General features: G+C 44.8%; 17 protein-coding genes and 1 riboswitch. Of the genes, 6 read left to right on the forward strand and 11 right to left on the reverse strand.

Annotated elements, in window-relative coordinates; translation table 11 throughout:
- Positions 1-121 precede the first annotated feature (121 nt).
- Entirely contained in the window at positions 122-2,110 is a 1,989-nt protein-coding gene (locus AOX59_RS12165; RefSeq protein WP_068445914.1) for an acetoacetate--CoA ligase, read from the forward strand.
- A gap of 93 nt (positions 2,111-2,203) precedes the next feature.
- Here AOX59_RS12165 and AOX59_RS12170 read toward each other — a convergent pair whose 3' ends face one another.
- The 8 genes from AOX59_RS12170 to AOX59_RS12205 form a co-directional block, all read right to left on the reverse strand.
- Positions 2,204-2,413 carry a hypothetical protein gene (locus AOX59_RS12170; protein WP_068445916.1) on the reverse strand — a complete coding sequence of 70 codons (210 nt, stop codon included), beginning with the start codon at positions 2,411-2,413 and terminating at the stop codon, positions 2,204-2,206.
- Between the two features lie 225 nt (positions 2,414-2,638).
- Positions 2,639-3,247: a class I SAM-dependent methyltransferase gene (locus tag AOX59_RS12175; RefSeq protein WP_068445918.1), complete on the reverse strand. Its 609-nt coding sequence runs from the start codon at positions 3,245-3,247 to the stop codon at positions 2,639-2,641.
- Positions 3,248-3,315: 68 nt separating this feature from the next.
- Positions 3,316-3,840, reverse strand: a complete 525-nt coding sequence (locus AOX59_RS12180) for a GNAT family N-acetyltransferase (protein WP_082684199.1) — start codon at positions 3,838-3,840, stop codon at positions 3,316-3,318.
- Positions 3,841-3,941: 101 nt separating this feature from the next.
- Positions 3,942-4,535 (reverse strand): histidine phosphatase family protein, encoded by a 594-nt coding sequence (locus AOX59_RS12185; protein WP_068445919.1) that lies wholly within the window; start codon positions 4,533-4,535, stop codon positions 3,942-3,944.
- A gap of 196 nt (positions 4,536-4,731) precedes the next feature.
- Positions 4,732-5,268: a P-loop NTPase family protein gene (locus AOX59_RS12190; protein ID WP_068445921.1), complete on the reverse strand. Its 537-nt coding sequence runs from the start codon at positions 5,266-5,268 to the stop codon at positions 4,732-4,734.
- 121 nt (positions 5,269-5,389) lie between these two features.
- Positions 5,390-6,829: a sodium/pantothenate symporter gene (gene panF / locus AOX59_RS12195; RefSeq protein WP_068445923.1), complete on the reverse strand. Its 1,440-nt coding sequence runs from the start codon at positions 6,827-6,829 to the stop codon at positions 5,390-5,392.
- On the reverse strand, positions 6,829-7,110 hold the full coding sequence (locus tag AOX59_RS12200; RefSeq protein WP_068445925.1) for a YhdT family protein: 282 nt from the start codon (positions 7,108-7,110) through the stop codon (positions 6,829-6,831). Before AOX59_RS12200 ends, panF begins: the two co-directional genes overlap by 1 nt.
- A gap of 169 nt (positions 7,111-7,279) precedes the next feature.
- Positions 7,280-7,717 (reverse strand): DUF4064 domain-containing protein, encoded by a 438-nt coding sequence (locus tag AOX59_RS12205; RefSeq protein ID WP_068445926.1) that lies wholly within the window; start codon positions 7,715-7,717, stop codon positions 7,280-7,282.
- A gap of 411 nt (positions 7,718-8,128) precedes the next feature.
- Positions 8,129-8,246, forward strand: a riboswitch (TPP riboswitch).
- A gap of 88 nt (positions 8,247-8,334) precedes the next feature.
- On the opposite strand from AOX59_RS12205, the gene thiW reads away from it, so the two are divergent.
- From thiW to thiE, 4 genes are read left to right on the forward strand one after another with little or no spacing between them, the layout of a single operon-like run.
- The gene (gene thiW, locus AOX59_RS12210; RefSeq protein ID WP_068445927.1) at positions 8,335-8,826 is read left to right on the forward strand and encodes an energy coupling factor transporter S component ThiW; all 492 of its coding nucleotides are present in this window, start codon (positions 8,335-8,337) and stop codon (positions 8,824-8,826) included.
- A gap of 12 nt (positions 8,827-8,838) precedes the next feature.
- Entirely contained in the window at positions 8,839-9,642 is an 804-nt protein-coding gene (gene thiD / locus AOX59_RS12215; RefSeq protein ID WP_068445928.1) for a bifunctional hydroxymethylpyrimidine kinase/phosphomethylpyrimidine kinase, read from the forward strand.
- Positions 9,643-10,413 carry a hydroxyethylthiazole kinase gene (thiM, locus tag AOX59_RS12220; RefSeq protein WP_068445930.1) on the forward strand — a complete coding sequence of 257 codons (771 nt, stop codon included), beginning with the start codon at positions 9,643-9,645 and terminating at the stop codon, positions 10,411-10,413.
- Positions 10,414-10,416: 3 nt separating this feature from the next.
- A complete protein-coding gene (thiE, locus tag AOX59_RS12225; RefSeq protein WP_068445932.1) occupies positions 10,417-11,022 on the forward strand; it encodes a thiamine phosphate synthase in 606 nt (201 codons plus the stop codon).
- A 233-nt stretch (positions 11,023-11,255) separates the two neighbouring features.
- On the opposite strand, the gene AOX59_RS12230 is transcribed toward thiE, so the two are convergent.
- Positions 11,256-12,002, reverse strand: a complete 747-nt coding sequence (locus AOX59_RS12230; protein WP_068445937.1) for a MerR family transcriptional regulator — start codon at positions 12,000-12,002, stop codon at positions 11,256-11,258.
- Between the two features lie 516 nt (positions 12,003-12,518).
- Here AOX59_RS12230 and AOX59_RS12235 point away from each other — a divergent pair.
- Positions 12,519-12,983 carry a hypothetical protein gene (locus AOX59_RS12235; protein WP_068445938.1) on the forward strand — a complete coding sequence of 155 codons (465 nt, stop codon included), beginning with the start codon at positions 12,519-12,521 and terminating at the stop codon, positions 12,981-12,983.
- A 95-nt stretch (positions 12,984-13,078) separates the two neighbouring features.
- On the opposite strand, the gene AOX59_RS12240 is transcribed toward AOX59_RS12235, so the two are convergent.
- Both AOX59_RS12240 and AOX59_RS12245 read right to left on the reverse strand, forming a co-directional pair.
- Positions 13,079-13,900: a squalene/phytoene synthase family protein gene (locus AOX59_RS12240; protein ID WP_068445940.1), complete on the reverse strand. Its 822-nt coding sequence runs from the start codon at positions 13,898-13,900 to the stop codon at positions 13,079-13,081.
- A 102-nt stretch (positions 13,901-14,002) separates the two neighbouring features.
- Positions 14,003-15,565, reverse strand: a complete 1,563-nt coding sequence (locus AOX59_RS12245) for a BCCT family transporter (RefSeq protein WP_068445941.1) — start codon at positions 15,563-15,565, stop codon at positions 14,003-14,005.
- Positions 15,566-15,723: the final 158 nt, after the last annotated feature.

The raw sequence follows: 15,723 nt of genomic DNA on the forward strand, positions 1-15,723 counted from the left end.
ACATTCATTCTAATCCTTATTCATCATGTTCATCCCGGTATAAAAGCATCTCCCACCCTTTACATACAGAAAACGGTTTCATATAATAGGTATAAGTGTTACAAGTGAAGGAGGCAGCAATTTGGGTGATATAAAAGAAGGCACCCTATTATGGGAGCCGGATGAAAAACGAAAACAGCAATCTAAAATCTATGATTATATGAATTGGTTAAGCGAACATAAAAACTTGCAATTTAACGACTATCATTCACTGTGGAAATGGTCTGTCAACGAATTGGAGAACTTCTGGACATCAATCTGGGAATATTTTGATATCCAGGCGAAAAACCCGTATGAAACGGTTCTGACATCACATCAGATGCCCGGGGCTAAATGGTTCCCGGAAGCAACCGTCAACTACACCGAACATATTTTCAAAGACCGGGACAATGATAAGCCGGCCATCATCCATTCGTCAGAATTGCGCGGAACAGAAGAAATAACATGGCAGAAGCTGTACCAGGACACAGCCGCTATGCAGCAAACTTTTAAAAATCTTGGAGTTGCAAAAGGTGACCGTGTCGTGGCCTATGTTGCTAACATCTATGAAACTGTTGTGGCTTTCCTCGCGACTGCAAGCCTTGGCGCGATTTGGTCGAGTGCATCGCCGGATTTTGGCACACAAAGCGTGATTGACCGGTTTAAACAAATCGAACCGAAAGTGATGGTAACCGTTGATGGCTATCGTTACGGGGGAAAAGATTTTGACCGGATTGATGTTGTGGAAAATATCCAGTCAAAACTGCCGACTTTGGAAGCAACTATTGCTGTTCCATATTTGAACAAACAACCGGATACCAGCAGAATGAAAAATGTCACGCTATGGGAAGATGCGGTTGCTGAGTCAGGAACTCTGACTTACGAGCACGTTAACTTCAATGACCCGCTTTGGGTGTTGTTTTCCTCCGGTACGACCGGCAGACCGAAGCCGATTGTTCAAAGCCAGGGCGGTATTTTACTGGAACACCTGAAGGCATTGACATTCCACACAGACCTTGGAAAAGACGATCGCTTCTTCTGGTATACGACAACAGGCTGGATGATGTGGAACTTCCTTGTTGGCGGACTGCTGACCGGCAGTGCAATTATTTTATACGATGGCAACCCGGCCTACCCGGATAAACGGATGCTCTGGAAATTTGCCCAGGATACGAAGATGACGGTCTTTGGTACCAGTGCGAGCTATATTACCGCCTGCATGAAAGACGAAAAACTGAAGCCAGCTGAGGAATACGACTTGAGTCATCTCAAGAGTATCAGCTCAACCGGATCCCCACTGCCGCCGGAAGGATTCCAATGGTGCTATGACAATGTGAAAGAGGATCTTTGGATTGCCTCAGCAAGCGGCGGAACCGATGTCTGCACAGCATTTATATTAGGGGCTCCTATTTTGCCGGTGCATGCAGGGGAACTGCAGTGCCGTGGTCTCGGTGCAAAAATAGAAAGCTTTGATGATGATGCCAATCCGCACATTGAAGAAGTCGGTGAACTCGTCCTGACTGAGCCATTCCCATCTATGCCGATTTATTTCTGGAATGACCCGGACGGCAGCAGACTGCATGACAGTTATTTCGATATGTTCCCGGGTATTTGGCGACACGGGGATTACTTGAAAATCACTGACCGGCATACATGCGTCATCTATGGGCGTTCTGATGCCACGATCAACCGGGGAGGAATCCGAATCGGAACAAGTGAAATTTATCGTGCGGTTGACCATGTGAACGAAGTCAGTGACAGTCTGATCGTGGATGTTCCAAAAGGCGAGGGAGACTCTTATACACCATTATTCGTCCTGATGAAAGATGGCGAGGAATTGACCGAGGATGTAAAGAAAACAATCAAAAGTCAGATCCGGACTCACTGTTCACCTCGACATGTTCCAAGCGGGATTTACGAAGCGCCGGATCTTCCAAAAACATTGAACGGCAAAAAACTGGAAATACCAATTAAAAAGATTTTGATGGGCAAACCGGTAAGTGAAGTGGTCAATAAAGGGTCACTGAGCAATCAGGATTCACTTGATTATTTTATCCAGTTTGCAAATGATCAAGCCAAAGCAAGCTTCTAGAAAAAAACCAGTCTTTTATGTGATTAAAGAGGATGCCGGATTTTCGGCATCCTCTTTTCTAATAAGCTGGTCGCTATGAAATTTTAAAACCAACTATCTGATTGTTTGTTTAACAATGGACCAGATGGACATAAAAAATAAAATTATCAAAAGTGCTGCAGAAATCATTGCTATCGTTGTCGTAACAATTGATTTGTGATTTATAATCATATAAAAATTCACAAACAACAGCACTGTAACTAGCAATGGGAATACATATAAGCCACGTTTCCCGTTCATTTTATTCCGCAGTTTCAGTTCCATTGAGGCTCACCTCTTAATAACAGGGATGTCAGGAAATTTCAGGTGTATATAAGGTATTATCATATGGGCGGCATGATGCCCTTTAACCACCGTAAACCATAATCGTTCATTCCTAGTCTGGGCCATTCCCTGTTTACAGCTATCATACACATCCCCTAATGCGATTTTGGGACAGGAAACTGCGAACGGGATTTAATCCAAACAACTATTTATAAGTAAGGTGCCTTACTTTGATGGACTTGCCCAAATCAGACTTATAATACCTGTCCAATAACTATTCTTGTAATCAATCTTCAAATCAGATTCTTCAACGATTTTCATCATGTTCCGGTCACAATGGCATCCGGCTGCCTTTTTGAACAACGGATCCGCTATTCTTTGAGCAAACGACAATGCCGAATTTGAGCTGATGCCGTGTTCCATCAACAGGATGGTGCCATCTTTTCGGCACCAACGGTTAAATTGATTCAATATCCTCGTTGGATGAGGATAGCCGCACATCGTCAACGTGGAAACAATGCAATCAAATGAATTCGCTTCAAAATCCAGCTCCTCGGCGTCCTTTTGCAGAAATTCCGCATCAATTTGGTAATCTGCAGCAGTTTGCTTGGCACTTTTAATCATCTCAGGGCTGAAATCAACTGCTGTAACGTGAACATTTTCCTTGTTGTAATGGGGAAAGTTAGCGCCAATGCCAACACCAACTTCCAGGATGTTTCCGTTGGCATTTGCTAAAAGAAGCCTTCTCCAGCGTTCCAAGTGACGATTGTTGCAGATATTCTTATACATTTTGACATGTTTATCGTATTTTCTGATCAGCTTTTCTTTTTTCATCCCTTCACATCCATTCGACAACTGGACGTCCAGTCATTTCAATTAGGCTTTTAGACTAGTGCCGCTTGTCATTCCCGGCGCAAAATACCGAACATAAGCATGTCCTCAGGCTCACCGTCGCGTGTTAAATATTCCCGTTGACCGCCTTCATGCTTAAAACCGCTCTTTTCATAAGCAGCAATCGCCCGCTTATTGCTCTCAAACACCGTCAGTTGCACACGATGCAGATTGAGCTCCCTGAACGAAAAGGCCAACCCCAACCTGAGAATTTCCTGACCATATCCTTTGTTCCAATTTGATTGGTCTCCTATTCCAAGTGACAGCCACGCGTTCCGATTCACCCAATCAATTGAATCCAGCTCCAGAAAGCCGATTAAATCATCCGATTCCAATGTTCGTACAGCAAATAAAAATTCATTCGTCTTGAGCTTTTTCAAATACCATTCTTTTAATTCCTCTTCGGTTTTCGGAAAAGCGGGAGACGAATCCATCAATCGGATAAATTCCTCGTCCTGATGCCACTGTTCTAATATAGATATATCATGTTCTTTAAACCTGGTCAGTTTGATTTTGTCTCCTGTCAGTAATTTCACTTTACCCTCTCCCCACCTTCATTCTAAAATGCCACATCAAAACGGAGTGGCGTTCTTCTTTGAAACAATACTCGCATCAACGGCCTGAAATTTTTGCACGTTTACATTTTAAGTGAATCGCCCTCCAATAAATGTTCCGTCCTATTATAGAGTTCACAGTTCCAGCTGCGCCCGCATTTTATCAGGGAAGTTAGTGACGTATTCTTCAAGGATTCATCCATATTTGAACCGGGACAAAGTGCTTTTAAAAGCGTCTTAATGAATGCTCCGTGGCTGACGATCAATACATTTTGGTTCACATGTTTTTCACTAATCTCATCAATAAACGCGTTCCCTCTGGAAATAATACTGTCATGTGATTCGAATTGCATATCCAGTTCACGCCAGTTGGGGCCCCATCTCTGGATCCTTTCTTCCTCTGTTGTTCCTTCAGTAAGCCCTCCGCCTCTTTCACGGAGCCTGGAATCCAAGTTCAGTTGTGTTCCAAGCTTAGCATTCAGAATTTCAGCCGTCTGCTTCGCCCGCAATAGATCACTGGAATAGACGACATCCCATTCACTTGCTTCCAATCGGTATGCCAAAAGACGAGCCTGACTTAGGCCTTCTTCATCCAAGGGGATATCTGAGCTCCCTTGTGCTCTTCCTTCCTTATTCCATTGTGTAACACCATGACGGACAAATCCGATCGTCGTCATTTAAGCAGCACTCCCCCCAAAAATATTTATTACAAACACTATGACGATGTTAATGCGAATTACATATCTATTTTCCTATTAACTTTCTAAGACTTGGAACCTGTTCAGCCAGTGAATAGTTTACTGCGCCTTCCCAAAATATTTCTGCAAGCCGCTTTCAGATTTCAAATCCCTTTGGAGGATTATTTAAACGAATCTATTTGGATGCAGGCATATTATTCAGTGTTTCAAGATAAGTCCGGATTCTATTTTTATTCTTAAGCATAATAACATTCTTTTCCGGCCCCATTTCCTGAAAAGCCTGAAGCCTCTCTCGCATCTTTTTCTTACGTGAACGATAGGTGGTACAGATAAACTTCAGAAACGTATAGTCTAACTTTTCCTTACATCCATTCCCCATATCAGGCCTGGTTTTGCCGATATGTGTCAGCCAACGTTTAGTTACTCTATAGAGGCACACAATCAAAGGCAGCTCAAGGTATATAATGGTATCGGCCTTTTCAGCACGAATATCATACGTGCTGCTGTAGTTGCCTTCGATAATCCACTGCTTGCGGGTGACAATCTCTTTTTGTGCGCTCTTAAAATCTTCTTTTGGTGCTTCCACCCAATTTGGCCGCCAGTGTAATGCATCGAGATGAAAGACTTCTACATTCAGCCGTTCACCCAATTCACGGGCAAACGTGGACTTCCCCACACCTGCTGAAACGCCCACCACCATGATTCGGTCCATTATACATCTCCCCGCTATTTACTAAATTCTTTCTGTTGATTCGTGGCAGATCTATAGCGATTCCCGCTCCATCTACAGCGATTTTCGAACAATCTACAGCGATTATCCACTCAATCCGGAATCACGTCTTCTGTCCAACCACTTTTTCCTGAGTGCCCAGGCTTACGAATACATAGGCAAAGAACGACACTACAACCGGCATGACGACTGAATGCAGACCGAACGGCTGCGGGAAAAAGCTATCCGATAGAATGTACAGGCCGACCCCGGTAATCATTGAAGCAAGCGCCCCGTATTTATTGCCTTTTTGCCAATAGAGACCCATCACAATCGGCCAAATAAAAGCTGCTTCAAGTCCGCCAAAGGCAAACAGGTTCAGCCAGATAATCAGATCAGGTGGATTCAGTGCCATAAGAAATACGATGACACCGAGAACTGCGGTGACACCGATACTCAGTCCTTTCACGCGCTGATGTGATGCTTTTGGCTCAACATAATTCAAATAAACATCCTTTACGATGGATGAACTCACCAGCAAGAGGAGTGAATCGACCGTTGACATGATAGCCGCCATCGGAGCTGCCAGCACGATGCCTGCCAGCCAGTTTGGGAGCACTTCCAGGGCAATCAGCGGCATAACTTTATCACCAACTTCAATCCCCGGCAAAATCGGACGGGCGAATACACCGATCAAATGCATGTTTAACATAATCACACCGACGACAATGGTACCAATAATAATCGCACGGTGCATCGAACGGGAATCTTTATAAGACATCGCTCTCACCGTGATCTGCGGCAAAGCTACAACGCCGACACCGACCAAAATCCAGAATGACGACACAAATGCCGGTGTCAGTGTCCCTTCTGCGCCATACGGTGTAATCAAATTCGGATTTTCCGCACTTAGATCCGAAACAATATTGGAAATACCGCCGCCTGCTATAATCGTCGCAATCAGTAATACAAGTGTTCCAACAAACATGATTGATCCCTGAATCGAATCAGTGAGTGCCACTGCCCGAAAACCGCCAATAACAACATAGATAAGCACTAATACTGCAAAAATGAATAGTGCCGTTGTATAAGGGATTCCGATCAGAGATTCAATCAAACGGGCTCCGCCAATCCACTGGGCTGCCATCGCTGAAAATAAAAAGATAATGATACTGAATGCCGAAATCAGGACAACCCATTTCGATTTGTATCGTTCCTTCAAAAAATCGACCATTGTCAGTGCATTATATTTACGGGTGACAATCGCAAATTTTTTACCAAGGACCATTAACACAAAGTAGCCGGTTGACACTTGAGTCATTGCCAAGAGCACCCAGCCAAGACCTTCCGTGTAAGCAGTGCCCGGCCCGCCGATAAAACTGCTGGCACTGCCATATGTAGCCGTCATTGTCATTGCCAGGACAAACCCGCCAAGACTTCTTCCGCCCAGAAAATAATCCTGCATAAATGTGTTGGACGATTTTATATATTTACCTGCCCACACACCTGTGCCAAATATAATTAATATAACACCAATTAATGGAACTAATGCCTGCCAATTCATTATTCCTCTCCCTCTTCATCAAACGGAACTTCCACAAACCATTTTTTCACTGCAATAATCACAAGTACTGCCATGACCACAAAACCAAGCACACAACTGTAAAAAAACCATGCCGGCAGCCCAAAGACATAAGTGTACTCTGAAGGATCCTTTCCTCCAAGACCATATGCAAACGCAAACCACCAGATGAAGTTAAAAACAACCAGTCCAACGCCGATCAGTGCTTCCCGGTTGGCTGTTTTATAGCGTGGATCACTTTTAGCCGTATTTTCTTCCTGCATACTATCATCCCCTTGTTACATCAAAATTCCACGACCAGACTTTTTACGACCTTTTTCTCTATATAATATAACATAATACAGCGCATTGTAAATATTCGAAAAATTAAACCGGGATTTTTGAGACAAATTAAAAAAGAGCAACCTCTTACGTTGCTCTTTTTAAAGCATCCTATTCGACTGTTTCATGGGTTGCCGGTGCCGGTGCTTTTCGTACCAAACACATAATTCCGGCAATCAGATAGAATAAACCGCCGAATATCAGCCCTCCAAATGTCGCAAGGGTGCTTACAGCTGCCACTACAATCAAAATAATTCCAGCTGCTTTCGGCTTTTTATCACCTGTCATGAATACGATTGAAAGAATACCGAGAACGACGGCAATTAGCGAAAGAACAATTAAAAACCAGCCGCCTCCCTGGAAAAAACTGAGAACAGTTTCCATGTCAGCTTGTGCTAATTCCGGCTGCTGCTGCTGGATTTCCTGGCTCGCATCATTCCAAAGCGCTTCATTATTAAAAAACCATACCATCGTGGCTCCCATTAGTGCGAAAAAACCATAAATAAGTGCGCCAATAATGCTTAATACAACTTCACCTGTTCTGCTCATTAAAATTTCTCCTCCCTTGCATCTTCGTTATCTTATGCGACGTTTTCAATGAATTATTCAACGTCTCTATATTTTACTAATTGTACCACATACGCGTCCAATCTTTCCTCAATTAATGAGCGAGTCAATCCTCTCACACCCAAAGCCTCCCACCTAGGATAAACCTCCGGGGGCCGTCCAGAAAATTAATCAGTGCTATTATGTCCCAATACTGATTATACGGCACTCCGGCATAGCGCTGGTAGGCTTGTACAAAGATTTTGGCTGTAAGGGATCCATAAAGCATTGCCAGATTTTCATTCGCTCATTTCTTTTCTGACTGTCATTCTATCAAAGTCAATTTGGAATTTTAATAAAATCCTGACAAAATCGTATCCGTTTGTTACACTTAGAATGAATAAAACAATATTTTATAACTACTAGGGGTGCCCAAAAAACGCGGGCTGAGAGGAAAGGCGTCTACAAGCTTTCCGACTCTTACGGACCTGATCTGGCTAACACCAGCGTAGGGAAGTAGTCTGACAGCAATTTTGATATCAGCTATTTCAGGAGCCAGGTCCAGACTATGGATCTGGCTTTTTAAATTTCCTTCCGCCCCTAATGAGAGGAGGACTGAATTGAACCGGACACGTTTACTGACAACAATGGCCGTTTTTGTGGCGATTGGAACACTGGGCGCACAGCTTCTATGGTTCCCGGCAGGCGTTGCCAAGGCCTATCCTGTACAGCACGCGGTCAACGTCATGGCTGCAGTTACACTTGGCCCCGGACCGGCAGTCATCATTGCTTTTATGATCGGTCTTCTCCGCAATATGCTTGGCCTTGGAACATTGCTGGCGTTTCCCGGGGGCATGATCGGCGCTTTATTGGCTGGTTATCTCTATCGTCTGACTGACAAAAAAGGGTTGGCTGCATTCGGTGAAGCAATAGGCACCGGGATTTTCGGTTCATTGTTCGCCGTTCCATTCGCCCGTATTCTGCTGGGCAGTTCAGCCGGCGCGCTCTTCTTTATGCCATCGTTTCTCGTCAGCAGTATATCGGGTGCATTAATCGGCTGGTTTATCGTTTCGAAAGTGAAACAGGCGAATTTACTGGAAAATCACGTATAAGGAGGTTTTATTATGAACCAAGTACCTGCAGCCCTAACAATCGCCGGTACCGATCCAAGCGGCGGCGCCGGCGTTCAGGCTGATCTTAAAACATTTCAGGAATTAAAAACGTATGGCATGTCGGTCATTACATCTGTTGTTGCCCAGAATACAACAGGCGTTCAGGATGCAGAGCATATGTCGGTACCAATGATTAAGCAGCAGTTGGGATCGGTTATTTCCGATATTCCGTTCCAGGCATTCAAAACCGGCATGCTGGCTAACATCGAGATTATGGACGCTGTTGCAGAAAAAATTTCCGGATTGGATATTCCTTATATTATGGACCCGGTTATGGTAACGACAAGCGGACATACGTTAATCGCAGAGGATTCCCGCGCGTACCTGCGTAAGAATCTGTTGCCAATGACAGCGTTGGTTACACCGAATATCCTGGAGACAGAGGTGATTACCGGAGAAACAATAAAAACACCCGAAGACATGCAGCAGGCGGCCAAGCAAATTGTTCATCAATTCGGCGCAGGTGCTGCGCTCGTGAAAGGCGGTCATATGGCGGATGAAGCAGTCGACTTTTTATACGATGGTGAAAAGTTGCATACGTTCTCAACCGAGCGCATCGATACGACAAACACACACGGAACGGGATGTACCTATTCAGCAGCCATTGCGGCTTATGTAAGCCACGGTTACAAGCTGCCGGATGCCGTCCGAAAGGCAAAAGATTTTATAACGGCAGCTATCCGCCATTCATTTTCCGTCGGACAAGGGAGCGGTCCGACCAATCAGTGGGCACATCGAATAGAAAGGGTGAAGTAAATGAAACAAACCATTATTCAAGAAGCACGCGAAACGATGCCGCTCATCCATCATCTGACCAATCAAGTTGTCATGAATTTTTCAGCTAACGGGCTGTTGGCGTTCGGTGCTGCACCGGTCATGGCCAAAGCTGAAAAAGAAGCAGCTGATATGGCTTCCAATGCCGATGCTGTCCTGCTCAATATCGGGACGCTGACAGCCGATGAACTTTCGGCGATGATCCATGCAGGAGTCGCCGCCAACGAAAAAAGTATTCCGGTTGTACTTGATCCTGTAGGTGTTGCCGCAACCCCGTTCCGAACAAAAGCTGTGAAAAATATTCTGGAACAAGTGAAACCGACTGTGATTAAAGGAAACGCAGGGGAACTTGCACACCTGGTAGAAATTCCCTGGGAAACAAAGGGTGTCGAATCAGTCGGTGACGGCAATGCCGATGAGATTGCGACTAAAGTGGCTGAAACATATCAAACGGCTGCTGTTGTCACCGGAAAAACGGATGTGATTTGCACTGGCAACAAGGTTTTGCAGAATCAAACAGGCCACCCGATATTAGGTCAAATTACCGGCGCCGGCTGTCTGCTCGGATCAATTTTAACAGCTTGCCTGACAACAAACGAGTCCATCGGGGAACAGGCATTAACCGCACTTAAATTTTACGGGTGCGCCGCAGAACATGCTGCCGGGCGAACAGATGTCAATGGTCCGGGAACGTTCCTCCCCCATTTCATCGATGCGCTGTCACTTGACCCCTCCGAACTGGAAAGAACATAACTTATGAATCTCAGAAAATACTTTATCATGGGGAGTCAGAATTGTGACCGAAAACCTGAAGATATTCTCGAAGAAGCGGCAAAATCCGGCATTACCGCTTTCCAGTACCGGGAAAAAGGGACGGGCGCTTTAACCGGACAAGAAAAGCTGACACTGGGACAGAGGCTGCGTGACATTTGCACCCGTCATCATGTCCTATTTTTCGTAAATGATGATACTGACCTGGTCGAACCGCTGGAAGCTGATGGCATCCATCTTGGACAGGATGACATGCCTCTTGAAAAAGCGCGGGAGATGTATCCTGATAAACTAATTGGATTATCTGTGTCAAATCAATCCGAAGTCGACAATAGCTCCATTCAGCTGGCTGACTATCTCGGGGCCGGTTCGGTATTCGAAACACCATCCAAGGACGATGCCGAACAAACAGTCGGACTGGAATGGATCAGAACATTGAGGCGTCAATATCCCAACATGCCGATTGTCGGGATCGGCGGGATTACTGAAGAAAATGCGGTCTCCGTCATTGACGTCGGAGCGGATGGCGTTGCTGTCATTTCAGCCATCACCCTGGCCGGCAATGTGACGGAAGCTGTTAGGAAGCTTTGAATGGGAAAAGAAAACGTCTTTTCCCATTCTGCTTTACTCCATTTAAGCAAACTGTTTAATAACCCATCATATCGGCTCACTCACATTTTACCGAACAAATTGTGAACTTAAGCAGATTCTGTGAAAACTTCAGCCAAATTCGGTTTGATGAAACTTTTATGCCATTTTTTCGTAATTTATTATAGATGGTGCCACACCAAAGATTGTGATCCCCTTTTGTTAACTTTAATCATTTAGTTTGTATTCCGCTCTGCATACTCAGCCATCGCATCCCGCATGAACACAGCCAGACCGTCACCATATTTGTCGATGTTTTTCGTGAAGCGCTCGTCATCGACATACATCTGTCCGAGTCCTTTAAAAGCATCAAGTGAGTAGTTGCCAATTTTATTCAGGTAATCATACCAGACTTTTATGGCAGCTTGTGCTTCATCCGAGTCAGGTGTTTGATGTCGGACAGCTGCAATATCCCGATAAATTCGATCAAATTCTTCGCCCATTCTTTTCTGTTCATCTTTTGACATCTGCTTGATTTTAGCATTTGATTCATCAATTGCCTCATCACCCCAGCGTTCGCGTGCTTCCTGTTCATATGGGTTGTGACTGAAGTCAATTCCTTCAAATTTTTCCTTATCACTCATTTCAATCTCTCCTTTCGCATGCCGGATCGTCTTATCAATTGTCGCAATCATGTTATCGAGACGGGAACGTTCCTCCAGCAGCATCTTACGCTGGACCCGAAGTGCCTCTTCCCTGTCAAATGATCGACTATTGATAATCTCCTTTATTTTTTTCAAAGGGAAGCCCAGCTGTTTAAAAAACAGTATCTGCTGTAATGTTTCGAGATCCTTCTCTGAATAGATCCGGTAGCCTGATTCTGTTGTCTGCTCCGGCTTCAGAAGACCGATCTCATCATAATGATGCAGTGTGCGCACACTGATGCCGACTAATCCGGCCACTTCTTTTACTTTCATCAATATGACCTCCCTTCAATTGTTACTGTAAAGTATAACGTAACGTTAGAGTCAATAGGGGATGACTGAAATTAAATCCGTATTAGTGTTTGTTCAAAAAGGAGGATAAAGTGAAGCTTCATTCAGCGGAATGATTTTTTCCGTTGAATGTTAATTGAACAGAATCGGGCATTTATGGTCAGTTAGCCGCCGTTGTTTGGCGGGTTACTGATTCATTATATGCGGAAAAAAAAGACCGAGAAGTTCGAGGCGGCGCAGTTTCGAGCAGTGGAATGTATGCCTATAGATACATGAGCACAAGGAATGCTTCCCTGAATCCGCATCGCAAGCGAGCATTAGTAGTTTTCTTTTCCAAGGAGCGGAGAAACCAGCCAACTAGAAACACCGACGTGTCATTGTTACCGAACTTTTTGAACAACCTCTATTATTTAAAAAGACAAAATCACCAGCATCATACGCCCATACAACAATAGACGAATAGCCATATGCTAAAGAGAAAGAAAAATAAGGAGGAAATTGAATATGAATCATAACCAGCCACCATATGACGATGCAAGAATATTTAATCTGCCATGGTTTCAAGATGGCGGTCCCGGGTCAGGGCCTCCATTCGGCGGACCACCCGGACAATCAGGAGGCGGTCCTCCATTCAGTGGGCCACCCGGACAGTCTGGTGGAGGACCACCGTCAGGATTTCCGGGTGGACAGCAGCAAGTCAGTGCACCCTCATCCCCGCCTCCGTCATTCACACCACAACAGCCACAAACACAGCAGGTACAAGGTGACTTCGGTGTATTTGCAGTCGATCCGGGGGCAATCCAGAGATGCTTATTTCGATTCACGTATATCTGGCTAAGATGGGATTCATTCTGGTTTTTCCCGGTCTTTATCGGCAGACAGTCGATTGCAGGCTTTAGGTGGCAGCAGAACAGATGGGTCTACTATGGTGTCGACTTAAATAATATACAGTCATTCCAGTGCTATTAGATCCAATTGCCAGGAACGGTCTCGTTTTCCTGTTATTGATAGCCTCGGAGAAGATATAACAAAAGCCACCATTCGATGCGAACGGTGGCTTTTCTTCAGTCATTTTTAATATCTTCAACAATAGTCTCAACTTCATTCCTGGAAATCTTTTCACGGCCTTCTTTTAATGCCTTTAAAGTACGCTTAGCTAATGCAAGCGGAATCCGGCAAAACAGCTTTATCGTCCGGGTATTGATATCCTTCAGGTATTCATCCGCCTTGGTCAGATTTTTTTCAGTATAGGCGAACAAATCATCACGCGTCCATCCGTCCGGAACAAAACTGACACCGCGTTCTTTGTCTTCATCCTGATTCCGTAAAACATTAACAGCCTGAAGACCGCGGCCATAGCCAATCGCAAGCCCCCGGTCGGTCTGTGTCCCGTCATACCATTGCCAAATATCAGACAGCATAACCCCGACAAGACCGGCTACATAATAGGTATAATCATCCAGATCATTCTCGTTTTTGATATGCCATTCTTTTTCGGCCCAGTCTGCCATACCGGAAGCCATAACGCCCGTTGACTCTTTTACCTTACCGGCAATCCCATCCGGGCAAAGGCGAACCCAGTCGCCAAGCCGTAACGACACCTCAGGCAAAATCGTTTCATAAGGCTGTACTAATTCGTGAAAAGCTTCTTCATCAAAGGTGTCACGTTTCAATAATTCACTTATCGCGCGGAGCAAATATTGTTTTGTTTCTGATTCCAATTCTTCATGATCTTCTATTTCATCAACAGCACGCATGCATAAATAGGCTGAGCCCACCGTCTGATCCAGCGGAGACTTCAGCAGCGTAATCGGTATGTAAAATGTGCGGCTTGTCTGTTTCAATATGTTATTTGCATCTTTTTGCAACTTTTTCGCTTCACTCAACGGTGACGCCTCCCTTAATAGCATTTCCATTATAACAAAAATGACCCGTAAATTATACGAAAATCATCAAACAAAAAAAGGGAGTACCCTGAAGTACCCCATCTACTTTCTATGGTCGATTTTAATTGGTCTGCCTTTCCTCGGTCTCTCCCACATAAGCCCTTGTTCAAGCGCCATTTTCCTGGCGATCTGCGGGGCATTCCATAACGGCGGCAACAGCAGGAACGAAACCGGAACAGCCGTTATGACAATTGAGTTTTGGATAGCCGTGATACTGCCCTCGCCAATCGTGAGGATCATCATTGTTGTTCCGCCAAATATCAGCGCCCAGAAGACACGCAGCCAGCGGGCAGGATGATCATTCCCCGTCAAGGTCACAGATACAGTATATGACATGGTATCAGTTGTTGTTGCCACGAACACAATTGAAATAGCAAGAAATAGAACAGCCATCACAGTACCCAACGGCAACTGGTCCATAATCGCCATGACAGCGGCAGGCATTCCCGCCTCATTCAACGCGCCTGAAATCGACCCCGGGTTCTCCATTTCATAGAATACGCCTGTCCCGCCTATAACGGAAAACCAGAAATTGGTTACAAGCGGCGCGACAATCGATACAGCAATAATCAATTCACGGATTGTTCTGCCGCGGGAGATTCGGCTTATAAAAATAATCAGCATCGGGCCATAGCCGATGAACCAGCCCCAGAAAAAGATGGTCCAAGACCCAAGCCACGCATTATCACCGCGGTAAAAATTCATCGCAAAGAAATTCTGTAAATACGTACCTGTTCCGCCGATAAATGCATCAATAATAAACAGCGTCGGCCCAATCAGGAGTATAACCCCGCCTAATACAAACGTCATACCGACATTGACGCGGCTCAGCAAAAGAATTCCGCGGTCCACCCCTGTTGCAGCGGAAATCGCAGCAATGACCGACAGAACAACAACGACCAGAATACTGACAGTTACCGTATTTGGAATATCAAACAAATGATTGAGCCCATAAGATATCTGCAGACCTAGAAAGCCTAACGGTCCCAATGTTCCGGCAGCTGTTGCAATGATAGAGAAAATATCAGCGGTAGACCCGAGTACACTTTTATGAAAGATTTTCTCTCCAAACATCGGATATAATAGTGCCCGAGGCCGCATTGGGTAGCCTTTGCTGTAATGCACATACATCATCACAATGGTAGCCAGTGTCCCAAGGATCGCCCAAGCCAGAAAGCCCCAATGCATAAAACCTTGCGCAAAAGCAGCCCATATATTATTGAATTCACCGCCGCCAAACAGAGGAGGCGTTGTCATGTAGTGATACATCGGCTCTGAAGCTGCCCAGAAGACACCACCGCTCGCCAGAAGTGTCACGAGTATCATCGCAACCCAGCGATAATAGCTATATTTCGGTTTATCCATTTTCCCCAATCGAACCCTCCCATATCGGGAGAAAGCCAAATAAATGCCAATTGCAAAATTACCAAACAGCAATACTTGCCAATACGCTCCAAACAAATCAGCAGAGTAATCAAATAATCGCGTGATCCACTCACTAACCGCTTCACTGTTTAAGAACGATAATACAATAAATAAAATTAAAAACCCGCCGCTGACGGCAAAAACGGTCCAATCCGTTTTAATTTTTTCTTTTTCCTGCAAAGTTTGCCTCCATTTTTTAGGAGCAAGTGTCTTAAGCTGTTATGAATGACCGTTGGATGGAAAATGATTATCCTTTGCCCGAACCATTTATCTGCTCTATCTCTCTAAAAACCATCAGCTTGCTCGTGTTATTTCAAACATAGTGTTTAATTATAGTT

Source organism: Lentibacillus amyloliquefaciens (assembly GCF_001307805.1).
Taxonomy (GTDB): domain Bacteria; phylum Bacillota; class Bacilli; order Bacillales; family Amphibacillaceae; genus Lentibacillus; species Lentibacillus amyloliquefaciens.

Bases quoted from the DNA above. Each gene is read 5' to 3' on its own strand.
- AOX59_RS12170 (WP_068445916.1), bottom strand. From the start codon at position 2,413: ATGGAACTGAAACTGCGGAATAAAATGAACGGGAAACGTGGCTTATAT.
- AOX59_RS12175 (WP_068445918.1), bottom strand. From the start codon at position 3,247: ATGAAAAAAGAAAAGCTGATCAGAAAATACGATAAACATGTCAAAATG.
- AOX59_RS12185 (WP_068445919.1), bottom strand. From the start codon at position 4,535: ATGACGACGATCGGATTTGTCCGTCATGGTGTTACACAATGGAATAAG.
- AOX59_RS12190 (WP_068445921.1), bottom strand. From the start codon at position 5,268: ATGGACCGAATCATGGTGGTGGGCGTTTCAGCAGGTGTGGGGAAGTCC.
- panF (WP_068445923.1), bottom strand. From the start codon at position 6,829: ATGAATTGGCAGGCATTAGTTCCATTAATTGGTGTTATATTAATTATA.
- AOX59_RS12200 (WP_068445925.1), bottom strand. From the start codon at position 7,110: ATGCAGGAAGAAAATACGGCTAAAAGTGATCCACGCTATAAAACAGCC.
- AOX59_RS12205 (WP_068445926.1), bottom strand. From the start codon at position 7,717: ATGAGCAGAACAGGTGAAGTTGTATTAAGCATTATTGGCGCACTTATT.
- thiD (WP_068445928.1), top strand. From the start codon at position 8,839: ATGAACCAAGTACCTGCAGCCCTAACAATCGCCGGTACCGATCCAAGC.
- thiM (WP_068445930.1), top strand. From the start codon at position 9,643: ATGAAACAAACCATTATTCAAGAAGCACGCGAAACGATGCCGCTCATC.
- thiE (WP_068445932.1), top strand. From the start codon at position 10,417: ATGAATCTCAGAAAATACTTTATCATGGGGAGTCAGAATTGTGACCGA.
- AOX59_RS12235 (WP_068445938.1), top strand. From the start codon at position 12,519: ATGAATCATAACCAGCCACCATATGACGATGCAAGAATATTTAATCTG.